Origin of the sequence: Mesorhizobium sp. M8A.F.Ca.ET.208.01.1.1 (genome assembly GCF_004791315.1) — a bacterium.
In the GTDB taxonomy this organism is placed as follows: Bacteria; Pseudomonadota; Alphaproteobacteria; order Rhizobiales; family Rhizobiaceae; genus Mesorhizobium.
The window spans coordinates 58,216-74,676 of record NZ_SRUT01000007.1 but is presented as its reverse complement, the minus strand read 5'-3'; the positions used below and the strand labels follow the sequence as shown (position 1 = coordinate 74,676).

The 16,461-nt window shown below is 65.1% G+C and carries 14 protein-coding genes and 1 tRNA gene; 8 read left to right on the top strand and 7 right to left on the bottom strand.

Features of this window, described 5'->3' with window-relative positions; translation table 11 throughout:
* Nucleotides 1-45 precede the first annotated feature (45 nt).
* On the bottom strand, nt 46-1,200 hold the full coding sequence (locus tag EN851_RS26145; RefSeq protein WP_135930298.1) for a hypothetical protein: 1,155 nt from the start codon (nt 1,198-1,200) through the stop codon (nt 46-48).
* A gap of 288 nt (nt 1,201-1,488) precedes the next feature.
* Here EN851_RS26145 and EN851_RS26140 point away from each other — a divergent pair.
* The 8 genes from EN851_RS26140 (at nt 1,489) to EN851_RS26105 (ending at nt 5,439) form a co-directional block, all read left to right on the top strand.
* Nucleotides 1,489-1,564 (top strand) — tRNA-Thr (locus EN851_RS26140).
* Nucleotides 1,565-2,272: 708 nt separating this feature from the next.
* Nucleotides 2,273-2,482 carry a hypothetical protein gene (locus EN851_RS26135; protein ID WP_127275158.1) on the top strand — a complete coding sequence of 70 codons (210 nt, stop codon included), beginning with the start codon at nt 2,273-2,275 and terminating at the stop codon, nt 2,480-2,482.
* Nucleotides 2,483-2,630: 148 nt separating this feature from the next.
* Entirely contained in the window at nt 2,631-2,819 is a 189-nt protein-coding gene (locus EN851_RS26130; protein ID WP_127275157.1) for a DUF2158 domain-containing protein, read from the top strand.
* Between the two features lie 176 nt (nt 2,820-2,995).
* A complete protein-coding gene (locus EN851_RS26125; RefSeq protein ID WP_135930297.1) occupies nt 2,996-3,448 on the top strand; it encodes an acid-shock protein in 453 nt (150 codons plus the stop codon).
* 45 nt (nt 3,449-3,493) lie between these two features.
* A complete protein-coding gene (locus EN851_RS26120; protein WP_135930296.1) occupies nt 3,494-4,030 on the top strand; it encodes an RNA polymerase sigma factor in 537 nt (178 codons plus the stop codon).
* Nucleotides 4,031-4,143: 113 nt separating this feature from the next.
* Nucleotides 4,144-4,596, top strand: a complete 453-nt coding sequence (locus EN851_RS26115) for a hypothetical protein (protein ID WP_127275154.1) — start codon at nt 4,144-4,146, stop codon at nt 4,594-4,596.
* On the top strand, nt 4,593-5,048 hold the full coding sequence (locus EN851_RS26110; protein WP_127275153.1) for a periplasmic heavy metal sensor: 456 nt from the start codon (nt 4,593-4,595) through the stop codon (nt 5,046-5,048). Before EN851_RS26115 ends, EN851_RS26110 begins: the two co-directional genes overlap by 4 nt.
* A gap of 109 nt (nt 5,049-5,157) precedes the next feature.
* Nucleotides 5,158-5,439, top strand: a complete 282-nt coding sequence (locus EN851_RS26105; RefSeq protein WP_135930295.1) for a hypothetical protein — start codon at nt 5,158-5,160, stop codon at nt 5,437-5,439.
* Between the two features lie 252 nt (nt 5,440-5,691).
* Here EN851_RS26105 and EN851_RS26100 read toward each other — a convergent pair whose 3' ends face one another.
* The 6 genes from EN851_RS26100 to EN851_RS26070 all read right to left on the bottom strand — a co-directional run bounded on the left by EN851_RS26100 (nt 5,692) and on the right by EN851_RS26070 (nt 16,395).
* Nucleotides 5,692-9,102 (bottom strand): acyl-[ACP]--phospholipid O-acyltransferase, encoded by a 3,411-nt coding sequence (locus EN851_RS26100; protein WP_135930294.1) that lies wholly within the window; start codon nt 9,100-9,102, stop codon nt 5,692-5,694.
* Between the two features lie 386 nt (nt 9,103-9,488).
* Nucleotides 9,489-11,069, bottom strand: a complete 1,581-nt coding sequence (locus tag EN851_RS26095; RefSeq protein WP_135930293.1) for an indolepyruvate oxidoreductase subunit beta family protein — start codon at nt 11,067-11,069, stop codon at nt 9,489-9,491.
* On the bottom strand, nt 11,062-13,215 hold the full coding sequence (locus EN851_RS26090; protein ID WP_135930292.1) for an indolepyruvate ferredoxin oxidoreductase subunit alpha: 2,154 nt from the start codon (nt 13,213-13,215) through the stop codon (nt 11,062-11,064). Before EN851_RS26090 ends, EN851_RS26095 begins: the two co-directional genes overlap by 8 nt.
* 44 nt (nt 13,216-13,259) lie before the next feature.
* A complete protein-coding gene (locus EN851_RS26085; RefSeq protein WP_127275953.1) occupies nt 13,260-13,742 on the bottom strand; it encodes a MarR family transcriptional regulator in 483 nt (160 codons plus the stop codon).
* Nucleotides 13,742-15,313: an NAD(P)/FAD-dependent oxidoreductase gene (locus EN851_RS26080; RefSeq protein WP_135930291.1), complete on the bottom strand. Its 1,572-nt coding sequence runs from the start codon at nt 15,311-15,313 to the stop codon at nt 13,742-13,744. The genes EN851_RS26085 and EN851_RS26080 overlap by 1 nt, the downstream gene beginning before the upstream one ends.
* Nucleotides 15,314-15,603: 290 nt before the next feature.
* Nucleotides 15,604-16,395, bottom strand: coding sequence for a cyclase family protein (locus EN851_RS26070; RefSeq protein ID WP_127275955.1), 792 nt, complete (start codon nt 16,393-16,395; stop codon nt 15,604-15,606).
* Nucleotides 16,396-16,461 lie beyond the last annotated feature (66 nt).

The following is a 16,461-nucleotide window of genomic DNA, read 5'->3' as shown; positions in this document are numbered from 1 at the left end:
TGGAATTACTTGGCACCGCCGATATGTCGGTCGCAACGATTCAGTTCAAGGCTCGATCGAGACGCGAATCTCGTAAACGTTGACCGCCTTGCCCTGCTTGTCGAAATCGGAATTGACGGCGATGGTTCCGGCCGAACCCGGATGCTTGTCGGGAAACTTCACGTCGAACAGATATTCGTTTTTCTGCTGGCCGACCGCGTAACGCTTGCGGCCGCAGTCGCCGAGTTCGCCGAAATTGCAGTCGACGGAGATCTGCGTGTCCTTGCCGTCCTCGGCACGGGCGATGATGTCGAACACGGCGTGCTTGCCAGCGAGTTTTTCCAGCACGCCCTGCCCGACGTCGAAGGCGATCGCCGAGCCGGAGGCGCCGGACTGGATGCGCAGGAACGGCCCGCTGTCGTCCTTCATCACCTCGGCCTTGGCGTCCGACGGCGCGGCGACATGGCTCGGGTCGGTCGGCGAAAACACATTGATCCAGTCGTGTGACTGATCCGCGGCACCGGGCTTTGCCGGGGCGTTGGTGCCGTCGGCCGGGGTGAAATCGTCGTCCTCGACGGTCGGCGGTGCTTCCGGCGGCGCGGTATTGAGCTCGGCCGCCGACTTGAACACACCGGTCTGCATGGCGAAAAACAGGCCGATGCCAACCGCCGCGAGCAGCGTCACGGTGAAGAAAATGGCGGTCAGCGGCAGGCGACGTCCGCGAATGCGCCGCTCATCGCGGTCTGGCGCCACTTCCGTCGGGGCTCCCGGCGCGGCGGGAGCCGACATGTCGATGGTCGGCGCACCGGGCAGGGTCGCATCCGGCATGATGTCGGGAACGACCGGCAGCACGCGCGAGCGCGGTGCATCGGAAGCGGGCTGCACGGGGGCGTCGACGGAGACTGCGGGCGACGGCACCCTCGGGCCGGCCTCGACCGCAGGCGCCGCACCAACCTCGGCCTCGCCCGCCGGCGCGTCGATCGCGTCGATCCGCGGGGCAACGCCAGGCACCGCCGGCAGGTACTCGGATTCGATTTCGGTGATTTTCGCCTGGATAGCCTTGCGGCGCTTGATGGCGACTTCCACGGTCACGCCGGGATTTGCCTGGAGCGCACGGTCGAGCGCGGCGAAGGCCGAACGATAGACCCTCTCGCGGAACGCGCGGTCCTCGGCATTGCCCTTTTCCAAGGCGTTCCGGATCGCTTTTTCGATCGCGTCCAAGCGAGATCCCTCTGCTAATTGCCACAAGCTTTCATGATGGTTAGCGGCAGGCGACCAATCAATCAACGGGCGGGCAGCCGCATTCTGCCTTGACGGGCCGTCCAAAGTCCATCTTCGCCATGTTCCGGCAAACAAAATCGGAAACTGTCGGCGATTCCGGCATGCAAGGACGCTGGAGCCCCGGTTTCGATCGCGGCGGGACGCTTGCATGATTTGCCAAGTCGCATCTTGAATTCGCGGCCGGTTGAGTCTATCACCCTGCCCATCTTGGAGGCCTTGGCCTCCCGGGCCGCTTTAGCTCAGTTGGTAGAGCACATCATTCGTAATGATGGGGTCAGGTGTTCGAGTCACCTAAGCGGCACCAGTTTTTTCAAACCGATGGTCGAAGCGGCTTGGGTGCGCGAAAGATGGCCCGAATTCCGGCCGTTTGCCTTTTGCCAGGCCGGGTAGTCGTGCGACTTGCGGATACCCGCCCGCAACCAAGCCCACCACCATTCGTTGGTTCAACGCTGGGTGGATCCCCAGCGACTTCCTGACTTGCCCGCCAGTCTCTGGCGGGCTTTTTGCGCTCGCTTGACAACAACCGCCGGCCGCAGGCAATTTGCGGTCTTGAGGGATCAACGGGGGAATATCCATGAAGAAGACCTACGAGAAGCCTGAATTGAAGAAGCGCGATCGTCTGGCCAGCGTAGCTGCGCAAATCGCCCCAATATCCGGCCCGGTAGCCGGGTGACGAGGACGGGGCGTCTTCCCGGCGCCCGTGCCTGATCGCCATCACAAATGGTCGTATAATCGCCCGTCGACCTCGGCCGACGGGTTTTTGCGTTTAGGAAGGCGATGGGGACGCTGTCTTCATCCTGCCGATCAGTCTTCATCCTGCCGATCAGTCGCGAGGTCCTTCCGGGCCTGGAACAGAAACGCGCTGACAAGCGAGCGGTCCGGCATCTTCAAATCTCAACAACAAATGATGGATATCGCATTTCTATTTTTTTGAAACAGGCGCCTGTTTTTTGGAACAGACGCTTGGGTCGCACATTTCCTGCCGATGGTTCCACGGACAGGAGGTTTTAAATTGCCAAGGCGTGTCGACAAGGAAAAGCTGGCAAGAGCGGACCGCGAGGCGAGGCTGGTGCTGGATGCCGAGCGCCACGCCAGGGATGCCAAGACAGCCCGCCTGAGGGAGCAGAGACTGCAGCAGGAGGCCTTGGCGGACAAGCCTCCGCCTGCGCGCCAACGGGAGCCGGTCAGGAAGCCGGCCCGGCGTGTGATCGAGGCGGACTGATCCGCGGAGGCCTCCCGCTTCGCCCCGAGGGCGCCGTCCGCGATGCCCCCCGCGTTGCCGCATGAGACAGTGGCCCAAAAGACCCGTATGCCATTGTCGGGACACCGGTTTTGGTATGAAATGTCAGGTGTCAGCATGGGAGGTCCAAATGCCCAACACTTTCAAGACCGGAGACGTCGTCAAGCTGAAGTCGGGAGGCCCGAAGATGACGGTCAGCGATGGCGCCGCTTCCGGCATGTATCTGTGCCACTGGTTCAATAAAGAGGGCGATGTGTGGACCCCTCAGCATGCCGGCTTCAAATCGGATCAGCTGGTAGCCGACGATCACTCGGCGTAATCCAGACGCGCCGGACGAAGTGCTTTGCCACTTCTCCTGCCGCCGCCAAAGCCCGGCATTGCGGCAAGCGCGTGATCGGCATCGGCGACCGACGGATTTCTCCGATCGCTGCGTTTAACGGTTGAAGCGTGACCCTGGCATTGGGCCATGGCATGCGCCAACCGGAGACGTGAAGCATGATACGCCGTTCGATCCTTGCCGCTGCCTTGAGCCTGCTGACCACCGCGGCTCTGGCCCAGACAGCGACAGAACCACCGGCCGCCACGCCACCCGCGGCCACATCCCCCGCGGCCACATCCCCTACTGCCCCATCCCGCACCGCCAAGTCCGACATCACGCTGGCCAAGTTCCAGAAGCGGCGGGAGAAGGCGATCATGGCCGCCGACACGGACGGCGACGGCAAGATCAGCCTCTTGGAGTGGGAGGCCTTCCGGGCCAAACGCAACGTCAAGGGCGATCCCACCAAATCCTTCGCGCGCATCGATTCCAATCATGACGGCTTCATCGACCGGGCCGAGCTCGATGCGTTGTTCGCCAAGCGCTTCGCCAGGCTGGACAAGAATGGCGACGGCATTCTAACGGCCGACGAGAGGCCGGGCCACAAATCCGCTCCCAAGCCGGAGCAATGACCAAGAGGCTATGACGCGTGATGGACATCGGGAGTGCGCCAGCCGATGAGCGCCGACCCGGACGAGGAGTTGGTTCGCCGCGTCGGTGCCGGCGAGCCGGAGGCGGTGCGGTTGCTGGTCGCGCGCAAGCTGCCGCGCATCCTTTCGCTGGCCGTGCGCATGCTGGGCGACGCGGCGGAGGCCGAGGATGTCGCGCAGGAAACCTTCATGCGCATCTGGCGTCATGCATCGGGCTGGCGGCGCGGCAATGCACGCTTCGACAGCTGGATCCACCGCGTCACGCTCAACCTCTGCTACGACCGGCTGCGCCGGCGCCGCGAATGGGTGACCGACGCGGTGCCGGACATTGTCGATCCCGCCCCGCTTCCCGATGCCCGCGAAGAGCCGCATCGGGTCGAGCAGGCCTTGGAGGCAATCGCACCACGCCAGCGCGAGGCGATCATCCTGGTCTACTACCAGGAGATGTCCAACATAGAGGCGGCCGCGACCCTGGAGATCAGTGTCGATGCCTTGGAGAGTCTGCTGTCGCGCGGCCGGCGGGCGCTGCATACGATCCTGGCCAGGGATGGTGCCCATGAGTGAGAAAGGCGCGATCATGATGCGAAGCATTCACCGTACCTCGCGAGCGTCCGGTGGTCAGGTCCCGGGAATCCAACCGCCCGGACACGCGGCGCCAATCGGCAAAGGATAGACTGATGTCTGATGGGTCGAGGAACGAACCCGCAATGGATGCCGAGCGCTTTGCGGCTCTGGCGGCGGCCTATGGCGGCGATCTGCGGCGGTGGCCGCAGGCCGATCGCAGGGCCGGAGCGATGTTCGCCGCGAGCGAGATGGGCGCGGTCATATTGGGCCACGCCGGGAAACTCGACGCCTTGCTCGACAGCTATGCCGTCAAGGCGCCCGGCGCGGCGCTGCACGGCAGCATCCTGCGCACCGCCGAGCGGCACCTTGTCAAGCGCCGGCGCCAACTGGTCTGGTGGCTGGGTTTGGGCCTTGCCGGCATTGGCCTGGCGGGCGCGGTGGCCGGGTTGGCCCTGGTGACCATCGTTACTCCAGAGGTTCCGTCCGACCATTATGTGCTCGATGCCAATGCGACGGCGTTCGGCGATGCCGGGCCCGACGGCGAAACAGTCGGGGAGGACCTATGAGCACGGGCCGTAAGCTCATCATCGCGTCGGTGGCACTGAATGTCTTCCTGGCCGGGGCGCTTGCCGGCGGGGCCGTCTGGGTAAGAAGCGGCAAGCAGGGCCAGGGCTATTCGCTGGAGGCGGCCGGCGGCCGTCTTCCCGACCAGCAGCGCATGCTGTTCCGCAAGGCATTGCGCGAGGTTCGCCGCGAGTCGCGCGACATCATCCTCGACGGCCAGCAGGCCAGGCGCGAGGCGGCGGATCTGTTGCGGCAGCCCGTCCTCGACACGGCGGCGCTGTCGGCGGCCCTTGAACGGGCCCGCAATGCCGACATCACCCTGCGCACGCGGCTGGAGCAGCGCATCACCGAGTTCGCGGCTGCAGGCTCCGCCGAGGCGCGCGCCGTGCTGGCGGACGGGCTGGCCAGGCGCGCCGGGCCGCAGCCGAAGGCGGAGCCAAAAAAATCACCGTGACGGCCGACGGAAAGCGCCCGCAGGGCCGTTTAACCGGGAGAAGGGCAGACCTGCCGGCCCCATCGGTACGAACAGGTTTTCATTCTCGGACAACATTCGGAGTAACGTCATGAACCGTCTGACACAGTATGCGGCAGCAGCCGTCCTCGCCTTGACCGGAACCGCGGCAACCGTCGCGACCTCCGCCGCCATGCCGATGGTGGCGCAACCGGCCGCGCCGGCGCTGATCGAGCATGTGGCCTGGGGTTGCGGACCCGGCTGGCATCCCAATCCCTGGGGGCGCTGCGTTCCCAACCGTGTCGTGGTGTATCCGCGCTACCGCTATTGGCACGGCCCGGCCTATTACGGCTGGCATCCGAACCGCCACTGGCACCGCTGGCATCGCTGGTAAGCGTGCGGGAGGGCCGGGCGGCACCCGCCCGCCCGGTCGCCTGTCCCCGGTTTGAGCCGGGGAACAGCCCAATCGGGCGTCGCGCGCCTCGCGTGAGATCCAATCATGGAGCGCTGACATGGCCCTCGCGACCAAAAGGCCCATGGCGCCAGGTCCCGCCCTGCCGAATCCCGCCCTGATCGCCTTCAACCGCTTCGGGCTCGGGGCCCGGCCCGATGACCGCGACAGGCTGGCGAACGACCCACGCAGCTATCAGGCGGCCTCGACCTTGGCGGCCTCAGAGGCCTCGCCGCGCACCAGCCTGGTCACGCCGACGAAGTCGATCTTGCCCGAGCCAAGCACCGGCACGTGCGCCACGACGCGCACTTCGGCCGGCACCATCAGGTCCATGGCGCCGTTCGCCTTGGCGAAGGCCAGAAATTCGGCGCGCGTCGCGTTTTCGGCTTCGGTGATGAGCACCAGCTTTTCGCCCTTGCGCGGATCAGGCACCGTCGCGACCGCCGAGAGCGAACCTTTCCACAGCTCGCCCGCCAACGCTTCCACGGCAGCCAGCGAAATCATCTCGCCGCCAATCTTGGCGAAGCGCTTGGCGCGGCCGCGAATGCTGACGAAGCCGGCATCGTCAATGCTGACGATATCGCCGGTGTCATGCCAACCGTCCTGCAGCGGTTCGAGCACACCAGGCTTTTCCGCCCTGAGATAGCCCGCCATGACGTTGGGGCCGCGCACGAACAGCCGCCCGCCGCCCTGGACGCCGATCACCGGATCCAGGCGGTATTCCATGCCGGGCATGATTTTTCCCACCGTGCCCGATCTGTTGTACATCGGCGTGTTGATGGAAATCACCGGCGCCGTCTCGGTGACGCCGTAGCCTTCGAGAATGCGCAGGCCGAACTTCTCCATATAGGTTTCGCGGGTCGAGGCCTTGACCGGCTCGGCGCCGGAAAAGCAGTAGCGCACCGAGCGGAAATCATAGGGGTGTGCGGTGCGCGCATAGCCGCTGAGGAAGGTGTCGGTGCCGAAGATGATCGTCGCGTTCGAGGCATAGACCAGTTCGGGAACGATGCGGTAGTGCAGCGGCGAAGGGTAGAAATAGACCGGAACGCCCGACACCAGCGGCAGCACCGTGCCCGCCGTCAACCCGAAGGAATGGAAGATCGGCAGCACGTTGAACACCTTGTCGCCCGAGTGGAAATCGATGCGCGAGGCGGCCTGCGCGGCATTGGCCAGGATGTTGCGATGGGTAAGCACCACGCCCTTGGGCGTGCCTTCGGAGCCAGAGGTGAACAGGATCACGGCCGGATCGGTGGCATTGCGGGCAACCCGTGGCGTGGCCTTGCGCAGCATGCCAAGCAGCTTGTCCTTGAGGCTGATGGTTGCGCGCAGATCGTCGAGCCAGACGATGTTCACCGACCGGCCGACTTCCTCGACCGTCGCGCCGAGCTTGGCCTGCTCGACAAAGGCCCGAGAGGTCAAAATTGTGGTGACCCGCGCCGCCTTGCAGGCGGACAGGATGTTGGCGGCACCGGCGGTGAAGTTGATCATCGCCGGGACCTTGCCGGCGGACATGACGCCAAGCAGCGCGGCACAAGCGCCATTGGCATTGGGCAGCATGATGCCGAGCGTGTCCTGTCCGGCATAGAGCGCTTCGAACTTCTCGCCGAGCACGGCGACACCCGTGAGCAGCTTGCCATAGCCCAGCGAACCGGCGACCGGATCCTGCACGGCGAGTTGCTTCATGCCGCGCTCGGTCGCCGTTTCGATGACCCTTTCGAGCACGGTCTTGTCGATATGCTGGGTGCGGAAGACGAGGTCGGACATCACCTGGTAGAGTGCGGCACCGGCGGCGGCTCTGCGCTTGCGGCCCTTCAGTTCGTCGGCGACCTTGAGCCTGACCGGCGGCAGTATGGTCACCTTGACCTTCGGGAACAGGCGACGGCGCACGTGCTGCGCCGTCAGCCGCGAGAAGGGGCTTTTCTCCAGCCCCTCGATACGGATCGGCACGACCATCGAGCCGGTCTTGTCGGCCACCATGGCGGCGCCGTCATAGACCTTCATCAGCCCGCCGGTGACGGTGATGCGGCCCTCGGGAAAGATGACCAGCGGATCGCCATTCTGCACGATCTTGATCAGCGTGCGCGTCGACATCGGCTTGGCCGGATTGAGCGGCAAGGCGCGGGTCAGTTTGAGGAACGGCTTCATCCACCAGGCCTGCGCGATGGTGTAGTCGATGGCGAAGACCGGCTCTTCATCGGTCAGCGTCAGCGCCAGCGGACCGTCGAGAAAGCTGACATGGTTGAGCGCCAGAATAGGCGCCGGACCCGCGGCCTTGAGGTTTTCCAGGCCCTCCACTTCCAGCCGATGGAAGGCGCGAAAGAGGATGGAGACGAAGTCGCGGAAGGCGTTGGTCGGCAGATATTTCAGCATCAGCCAGGCGGCCACCGCATTGAAGGCGGCAAGCCCGAACAACACGCTGGCAATAGAGACGCCAGCGGCCTGGACGGCGGCGACGAGGATGCCGCCCAGCGTCATGAAGCCGGCGTTGACGATGCTGACAGCGGCGACGACGCGGGCGCGGCGCGCCTCGGGCGACCAGGCCTGCACGGCAGCGAAGGTCGGCACGACCAGGAAGGCACTGGAAATGGCCATGCCGGCAAGGTCGATGGCAACGCGGATGGTGTTCGGCCCGGCGAAGAAGAGGCCAAGGGTTTCAGCCTTGGGCGAAGGCTGCATGCTCCAGATCGTCCAGGCAAGGTGCAAGCCGAACAGCGCCAGAAGCGCGGTGCCGACCGGCGCGGGAAGCAGCACCATGCGGCCCTGCGACATCCAGGCGGCGATCGCCGAGCCGATGGCAATGGAGACGGCGAACACCGCGAGATAGGCGGTGACCGCGATCTCGTTGCCGCCGAGCTGGTCCTCGATCAGCGTGGGCAGGATCGAAAGCACGATGGCGCCGATCAGCCAGAACCACGAGGTCATCAATCCGGCGCGCCAGATGCGCGTGTCGGTGCGCAATTCGCTGACCTGGCGCCATGTCGAGCGGAAGATGTTCCAGTCGATGACAAGGTTCGGCGCGGCTGAGCCGGTCGAGGGGATGGAGCGGCTGACGAACCAGCAGCCGACCGCAAGGATCATCATCATCGGGCCGAAAACGGCGACACCGATGCCGTCAGCGGAGACGACACCGCCCACGATCGTGCCGCCAAGGATGGCGGCGAAGGTCGCCGACTCGATCCAGGCGTTGGCGCGGGGCAATTCCTTGCGCTCGAGATGATCGGGCAGGATGCCGTATTTGATCGGCCCAAACAGTGCCGAGATGACGCCGAACATCAACAGCGCGGTCATCAGCACAGGAATGGAGGACAGCGCGATGCCGACGACCGCGACGGCAGCGGCGCCGATCTCGGCGAATTTCAGCCGGCGGGCAATGAGCGCCTTGTCGAAGCGGTCGGCGATCTCGCCGCCCAGCGCCGACAGGAACAGGAACGGCGCCATGAACACGGCGCCGGCCAGCGTGACCAGCGAGGCGGCCTGATCGGCAGCCAGTGTGAAGAGGATCAGGAACACCAGCGTGTTCTTGAGGAAATTGTCGTTGAAAGCGGACAGGAACTGCGTCCAGAAGAGCGGCGCGAAGCGCCGCGAAAGCATGAGATGCGTGTTCATGGCGTTGTCCCATTTGGCGGAACCACGCGGCGATGCTCCGGTGATCCCCGCGGGTTCATGCGCTGTTCCGATCGTTGTGATAGCCGTGAGCTGGTTAAGGTTCTTTACTGGGTCGGAAATCGCCGGTGGTCGCTGGTTCGTTCCGGCGCTGGTGAAGCTGGCCTGTGCGCGCCCGTGTCAAGCGGTTCCGACATCTACGCCTCCGTATGAACAATGTTCATGGCGCCAATGTAGCATAACTTGAACGATGTTCAAGGGCAAAAATGAACGATGTTCACAAAAGTGAGGAGAGGTTAACGAGTCAATCGCCAGGGCCTGGCTATCGTTCGCGGCCAGCCCCTGTCCAATGGGAATCTACAAGCTGCACCGACGCGCTTGATTCCCGGCTAGCGAGGAGCGCCTTCGTTCAGTGTCGCCACGGTCTTCAGCGCGCCGTCCAGCATGTCGCCCTTCTCGTCCTTGAGCGCCGCCTCGCGCAGGCGGCGGATCCAGTCGGCGGCGTCGTCCCTCCCCTTGAGCAGATCGAGCGCCGACAGCACGCGGTCGAATTTCGACTGGGCGCGCACATGCGTGTCGCTGTAGCCCTTGATCAGCCGGCGACAGTTGAGGATTTCGACCGCAAGCGCGTAGTCTGCCGGCACGTAACCAAGCGCCAGAGCGTACCAGCGGTCGAGATGCGTGGTCTCGACCTTGTGGCGCAGCAGGCGGCGGCGCCAGCGGCGCAGGCCGCCGATGAACCAGAGGGCTGCAAAACCGGCGAAGCTGTCGGTGCGGATGCGGCGGCCATGGTTGATGCGGCGATCGAGAAAGGCGGCCAGTTTCGGCCGGCTTTCGATGTAGCTGCCCAGCCCCGCCGGCAGCGTGCCGCAGAACTCCTCGATGCGCGGGTGGAAATATTCGGTCACCTGCAGGACCGAACCGTCCTTGACGCCAACCTCCTTGCGCACCCGCCTGTCGCGGGTCGAGCGCGTTTTCAGATCGGCGACGCGGATCATGTCGTCGTAGCACATGGCATTGGCCAGATGCTTGGCGGCGGCGATGGACAGCGCATAAGCGTGGCCGGCGCTGTCCAGCGCAACGGCGTTGTCCAGCCGGTCGAGATAGTCGCGCCCATAGGCGATGTCCTGATAGTCGACGACCTTTCTCAGGCCGCGAAGCGCCATGTCGCGCACGGCTACGGGCATCAGGTCGATGCGGGCGCGCTGGGCATGCCATCCCCGCAGCAGATTTTGCGGACCGCTCACACGCCCGGCACCCAAAGCGGATTCGACAATGGCTGGCTCCGCCGGTTTTGACGAAGGTGCTGCCGCCGTGCCGCGTGCGCGATCGAAGGCTGCGCCGAAGGCGGCAAGGCTGGCCTTCACGCCCCGCCCGCCGGCACCAATCGCCTGTTCGTAGCTCTCGCGCGTAAACGGCAGTGCGTCGGAGCCGGCCAGCGCGCCAAGCAGGCTGGCCGAGATCATCGAGCCGTTGTCGGCGGCGATCTTTTCCATGTCGAAAGCGATGAAGCGCTTCGACGCGGCCTCAGCCGTTGCGTGGACCTTGGACGACGAGGCGCGGCCGTCGCCCGGTTCGATCTTTTCCGAGACGGCGGCGATGCGATGCGATGAGGCGATCAGCGTCGTGCGGTTGGGGGTGACGAAGCCCCTGATGATGGCGCGGCCGGCCTCCATCAATTCGGCGGCGATCAGGATGTCGACATCGCCCTGCGAGGGTGACAGGGCGAAGACCGGCAGGCGGCCGGTGTCGCGGGCCATCTCGATATAATAGATGGTCGCGCCGGTGCGCTGGGCGACGCCGGCGACCGAAGTCGACTGTGCAACGTAACCATTGCGTTCGGCGACATCGGTGATCCAGTCGGCCAGCACGCCGCCGCCCTGGCCGCCGACGGCCAGCACGGCGAGCTTGATCACCGGCTCATCGGCGGCACCGGATCTGGGGTGCAAGGAGGGGACGGGCTCAAGCATCGGCGAATATCAGGCGCCGGTTTTCGCGACGCCTCTGCAGGAAGCCGATCGTCGCGCGACGAGCGGATTCCAGTAACCGGTCCCAGCGGCTCGGATTGTGCACGACATCGGCGCGGTAGAAGGACGGACAGAGGACGGCGGCGTCCGCCACCTCGCCGCAATTGCCGCAGCCGACGCAGTTCTGGTCGATCGACGCCACCGGATCGTCGCGCAGCGGGTCGTCAAGCGATTTCACCGACAGCGACGGACAGCCGGAAAGCCGCATGCAGGCATGGTCCCCGGTGCAGATGTCCTCGTCGACGCCGAACTTCGGTTTGACGACACGCTCGCCGCCCTTGATGGCCTTGTCGACCAGCGGCTTTTCGCGGCGCTGGCGATTGAGCATGCACTCCGACGAAGCGACGATGACTTTCGGGCCCTTCTCGTCCGTCGTCAGCGCCTCACGCAACGAGTCCTGCATCTTGCCGACATCGTAGGTGCGGTCGACATGGCGCAGCCATTTCACGCCCATGCCTTTCACCGCCTCGGTGATCGGATGCTTGGTCGACTTGGTCTTGTTGCCGGCGCGCGACGACAGGATGTCCTGCCCGCCAGTGGCGGCCGAATAGAAATTGTCGACAATGACGATGACGCCGTCATTCTTGTTGAACACCGCGTTGCCGATCGAGGAGGTCAGGCCGTTGTGCCAGAAGCCGCCGTCGCCGACGAAGGAGATCGAGCGGCGCTTGGCGTCGGGCGAATTGAACGCCGAGGCCGAGGCTGGCCCCAGCCCATAGCCCATCGTGGTGGCGCCGAGTTCGAAAGGCGGCATGATCGAAAACAGATGGCAGCCGATATCAGAGGCTATGTGGTGCTTGCCGAGTTCCTGTTCGACCAGCTTGGTCGCGGCAAAGATCGGCCGTTCCGGGCAGCCGATGCAGAAGCCGGGCGGGCGGCCCGGCACGACGTTGATCAGGTCAGCCGTGTCGACGCCGTCGCCGACCTTGTTGGGCGCGCGCACCTCGCCCGGCAAAAGATGCGGCGCCTCGGCGCGCAGGAAGGCGCCGATACCATCGAGCATGACCTGGCCGGTATATTCGCCGGCCATCGGCAGATGTTCCTTGCCGACCAGGCGCGTGCCGCGCCCGGCCTTGTGCAGCATGGCGGCAAAGGCCTGTTCGATATAGTTGGGCTGGCCTTCCTCGACCACCAGCACCGCCTGCTTGCCCTCGCAGAAGGCGAGGAACTCGTCGTCGATCAGCGGATAGACGGCGTTGAGCACGTAGAGCGGGACATCCGTGTCGCCATAGGTGTCGGCAAGGCCAAGCCGCTGCAGCGCACGGATGACCGAATTGTACATGCCGCCCTGCGTGACGATGCCGACCGAGCCGTGGTCCGAACCGAAGAACTCGTTGATCCTGTTCTTGGCGATGAAATCGACCGCCGCCGGCCAGCGCTTCGCCACCTTCTCCTTCTCGTGCAGGAAGGAGGCGGGCGGCAGCACGATGCGGCCGGTGTCGCGGCGCGGCGCTTCGAGCGCATCGGCGACAGTCATCGGCGGGCGCTTGTTGTCCTTGGCGATGAAATGGCCATGCACGTGGCAGCAGCGGATGCGCACCTGCAGCATGACCGGCGTGTTGGAGACTTCCGACAGCTCGAAACCATCCTCAACCGCCTTGACGATCGACGGCAGGTTCGGACGCGGGTCGAGCAGCCAGACCTGGCTCTTCATGGCGAAGGCATGGCTGCGCTCCTGCATGATCGAGGAGCCCTCGCCATAATCCTCGCCGACGATGATCAACGCGCCGCCGGTGACGCCGCCGGACGCGAGATTGGCCAACGCATCGGAAGCCACGTTGGTGCCGACGGTCGATTTGAAGGTCGCGGCACCGCGGATCGGATAATGGACCGAAGCGGCGAGCATGGCTGTGGCCGTGGCTTCCGAGGCGCTGGCCTCGAAGTGCACGCCGAGTTCGCCCAGAATGTCCTGCGCGTCGGCCAGCACATCCATCAGGTGGCTGATCGGAGCGCCTTGATAGCCGCCGACATAACCGACCCCGCATTGCAGCAGCGCCTTAGTGATGGCGAGGATGCCCTCTCCGGCGAATTCCTCGCCGGCGCCGAGCCTGAGCTTCTCGACTTCCTTGGCAAAAGACCGTTCGGCCATTTTTGGCCTCCTTCCATTGCCGCCGGCATCGGCGGCGCGTACATCTAGATGTCGTGCTTGCGAATGTTCTTCAGCATCTTCTGCAGCGTCGCGATGAGGGCGGCATATTCGGCATCGTCGACATCGTCGAACATCGCCTCGAACGCGTCATGCATGGCGGGCCAGGCGCGGGTGAACTCGGCGCGACCTTCGTCGGTCAGGAACACGTGGCGGATCCGGCTGTCGCTCACGCCCTGCTCACGCCGCACGAACCCTTGCCCCTCCAGCGTGTCCAACGTGCGGCTCAAGGTCGACTGCTCGATCACCGTATAGACCGAGAGGTCGTTGACAGTGACGCCGTCGGTGACCGACAGCACGGCCAACGTGCGCACCTGCGAAATGGTCAGGCCCTGCTTGCGAAAATCGTCACGCAAGGTGGCGTTGTAGCGGCCCATGATGCGGTTCATCAGATAGGGCGCGAATTGCTGCAGGCCGATCTGGCCGAGGGTCGAAATGCGCTGGCGTTTTTCGGCGACTTTCTGTTCCATCACAGCTTCCCCGCCAGCAGGAAACCGGAGCCGCCGCCGAGGCCAGCACCGGGATGGGTCGAAGCGCCGATATGATAGAGGCCCTTGATGCCGGTCTGGTGGTTGCGGCTGGTCTTGAACGGCCGCCACAGGAAGGCTTGGTCTATGGTCGAGGAACCGCCATAAGGGTCGCCGCCGACCAGGTTGATGTTTATCGCTTCGAGATCGGCCGGAGAATAGGCGCGGCGCGCGATCACGCTGTCCTTGAAGCCGTCGATATGGCTGGCGAGGACCGCTTCGGCGCGATCGGCATAGGCCTCGCGCAGGGCATCGGTCCATTGCCCGTCAGCGCGCGCCTGCAGCTTGCCGGCGGCATCGCCCTTGATGTGGCGGGGCGCCTCGGGCAGTTGCAGCCACAGGATCGCCTTGCCTTCCGGGCAGCGTGACGGGTCGAGCGCATGCGGCTGGCCGACACAGATGGTCGGCACCTCGGGGAGCATGCCGCGCGCCGCCTCGTTGCAGGCTTTCGAGACACCATCCAGTCCGGGCGTCAGATGCAGCAGCGCCACCTTGTCCAGGCCTTCGCCGCGCCAGGACGGCGGCTTGTCGAGGGCGTAGTGGATCTGGAAATTGCCTTTGCCGTAGCGGTATTTCTTCGTCGCCTCGGCATCGGCTTTGGGAGCATCCGTGCCGAGCAGGCGGCCATAGAGCTGTGTCGGCGTAACCGAGCAGATAACGCTCTTCTTCGCGTGGACGGTCTCGCCCGAAGCCAGGCGCACGCCGGTGGCGCGGCCGCCGGCCAGGAGGATGGAGGCAACGTCCGCTTCGGTGGAGATGACGCCGCCGCGCTCCTTGATGAGCGCCTCGAAAGCAGACAGCAGGTTCTGCGCCCCGCCCTTGACGATCGGCGCGCCGGCCGCCTCCAGCGCGAAGGCGATCACCTTGGCGATCTGGCCGGAAAAGGCGTCTTCCGGGCCAAGCCCGGCATGCAGCACCCACGGCGCCCAGAGCGCGCGGACGGTCTCGGACTGGTAGCCGCTTTCCAGCCAGCCGCGCGCCGGCACCAGCGCATCGCCAAGGAAGGCGGCAAGACCACGCGGGCTCCGCCGCCAGGCGTCGCCCGCCAGCAGCTTCGCGGTCGGATAAGACCACAGGCTGCCGCCGAGCAGGCCGAACAGCAGGCCGGCATTGCCTTCGATGCCGCCGACATCTTCCGCGTGGCGGTCACCGTCGCCGGCCGCGATCGCGTTGAGCGCGGCGATGTTGGCGGCGCGGTCGGTGCTGAGCACCGCATGGCTGCCGTCCGGGCGAAGCACGCCGGTCGGCGTGCCGGTATGGCAGAATTCCAGCCCGTGCCGGGCGAGGTCGGCGCCAAGTGCGGCGAAGGCCGGCGAGGTGATGAACAGCACGAAGGTCGTTGCCATCACATCATGGATGAAGCCAGGCGCGGTGATCTCCTCGGTGCGCATGCAGCCGCCAATGCGGTCGTTGCGCTCCAGCACGAGCACCTTGGCGCCCTTGCCGCCAAGCATCGCCGCGCAAACCAGCGCGTTGATGCCGCTGCCGACAATGATGTGGTCGGGCGCTTTCATTGGGGGTTGCTCGTGGGCAGCGGGTGGGCTTGCCGGGTCAGCGCCCTACGGCGCCCCCCTCTGTCCTGCCGGACATCTCCCCCACAAGGGGGGAGATCGGATGTCATCCCGGCTTTCGCCAATTTTCTATGTCGCAAGAAGGGAGCCGTCGCGGAAGCTGCCGATCTCCCCCCAAGTGGGGGAGATGCCCGGCAGGGCAGAGGGGGGCGCCGTAGAGCGCTAACGCCGCCATCCTGCCTCCCTATCGCCTCACCAAGCTGCATGATCTTCTCCCGAAGACCCACCTCGCTCTATTTTCCAACCACCAGCGCCAGTGCGCGGATCGGACTGCCGGTGCCGTGCTCGATCTTGAGCGGTGCCGCGATCAGGATCGCGCCTTTCGGCGGCAACTGGTCGAGGTTGCAGAGGCTGGCCAGGCCGTAGCGGTTGGCCTTGTGCATCAGCGTGTGCGCCGGGAATGGCGGCTCCATGCCGCCCGCCTTGCCGGCATCGGTGCCTATCGTCTCCGAGCCCCAGCCCTTGATGTCCTTGCTGATCAGGAACTGGATGGCTTCGGCCGTCGGGCCGGGCGTGTGCGGGCCGGTCTCGTTGGCGTTAAGGAACTCGGCTTCCGAACCGTTGCGCTTGTACCAGTCGGTGCGCATCACCACCCACTCGCCGGCGTTGATCGCGCCATGCTTGGCTTCCCATGCCTTGATGTGGTCGACGGTGAGCAGGAAATCATGGTCGGCGGCGGCCTCCTTCGAACAGTCGATGACATTGACCGGGCCGATGAAGTTCTGCGCCGGAATGGTGTCGGTGGCGCCGTCCGGATAATCCTTGCCGCTGATCCAATGCTGCGGGGCGTCGAAATGGGTGCCGGAATGCTCACCGAGCTTCAGCCAGTTCCACGCCCACCATGGGCCGTTCTTGTCATAGCGGGAGATCGAATGGATCTCGACCTTCGGCGTATCGACGGCAAGTTCCGGCGGCAGCTTGATCAGTGGTGTGTCCGGCCCGAGCGGCGCCGTCAGGTCGACCACCTTGATGGCGCCGGAAAGGAGTTGGCCGGCGACTTCGCCGAGAAGTTTTTGGGTGTCCATGGTCTCTGTTCCCTCTTGTCTGACATGATCAAGGCTCGTCTCGGCCCTTAATATCCTACTAGACGA

Coding starts and splice junctions, on each gene's coding strand:
- EN851_RS26130 (WP_127275157.1), top strand. CDS start 2,631: ATGCCCAACACTTTCAAGACCGGAGACGTCGTCAAGCTGAAGTCGGGA.
- EN851_RS26125 (WP_135930297.1), top strand. CDS start 2,996: ATGATACGCCGTTCGATCCTTGCCGCTGCCTTGAGCCTGCTGACCACC.
- EN851_RS26120 (WP_135930296.1), top strand. CDS start 3,494: ATGAGCGCCGACCCGGACGAGGAGTTGGTTCGCCGCGTCGGTGCCGGC.
- EN851_RS26115 (WP_127275154.1), top strand. CDS start 4,144: ATGTCTGATGGGTCGAGGAACGAACCCGCAATGGATGCCGAGCGCTTT.
- EN851_RS26110 (WP_127275153.1), top strand. CDS start 4,593: ATGAGCACGGGCCGTAAGCTCATCATCGCGTCGGTGGCACTGAATGTC.
- EN851_RS26105 (WP_135930295.1), top strand. CDS start 5,158: ATGAACCGTCTGACACAGTATGCGGCAGCAGCCGTCCTCGCCTTGACC.
- EN851_RS26100 (WP_135930294.1), bottom strand. CDS start 9,102: ATGAACACGCATCTCATGCTTTCGCGGCGCTTCGCGCCGCTCTTCTGG.
- EN851_RS26095 (WP_135930293.1), bottom strand. CDS start 11,069: ATGCTTGAGCCCGTCCCCTCCTTGCACCCCAGATCCGGTGCCGCCGAT.
- EN851_RS26090 (WP_135930292.1), bottom strand. CDS start 13,215: ATGGCCGAACGGTCTTTTGCCAAGGAAGTCGAGAAGCTCAGGCTCGGC.
- EN851_RS26085 (WP_127275953.1), bottom strand. CDS start 13,742: ATGGAACAGAAAGTCGCCGAAAAACGCCAGCGCATTTCGACCCTCGGC.
- EN851_RS26080 (WP_135930291.1), bottom strand. CDS start 15,313: ATGAAAGCGCCCGACCACATCATTGTCGGCAGCGGCATCAACGCGCTG.
- EN851_RS26070 (WP_127275955.1), bottom strand. CDS start 16,395: ATGGACACCCAAAAACTTCTCGGCGAAGTCGCCGGCCAACTCCTTTCC.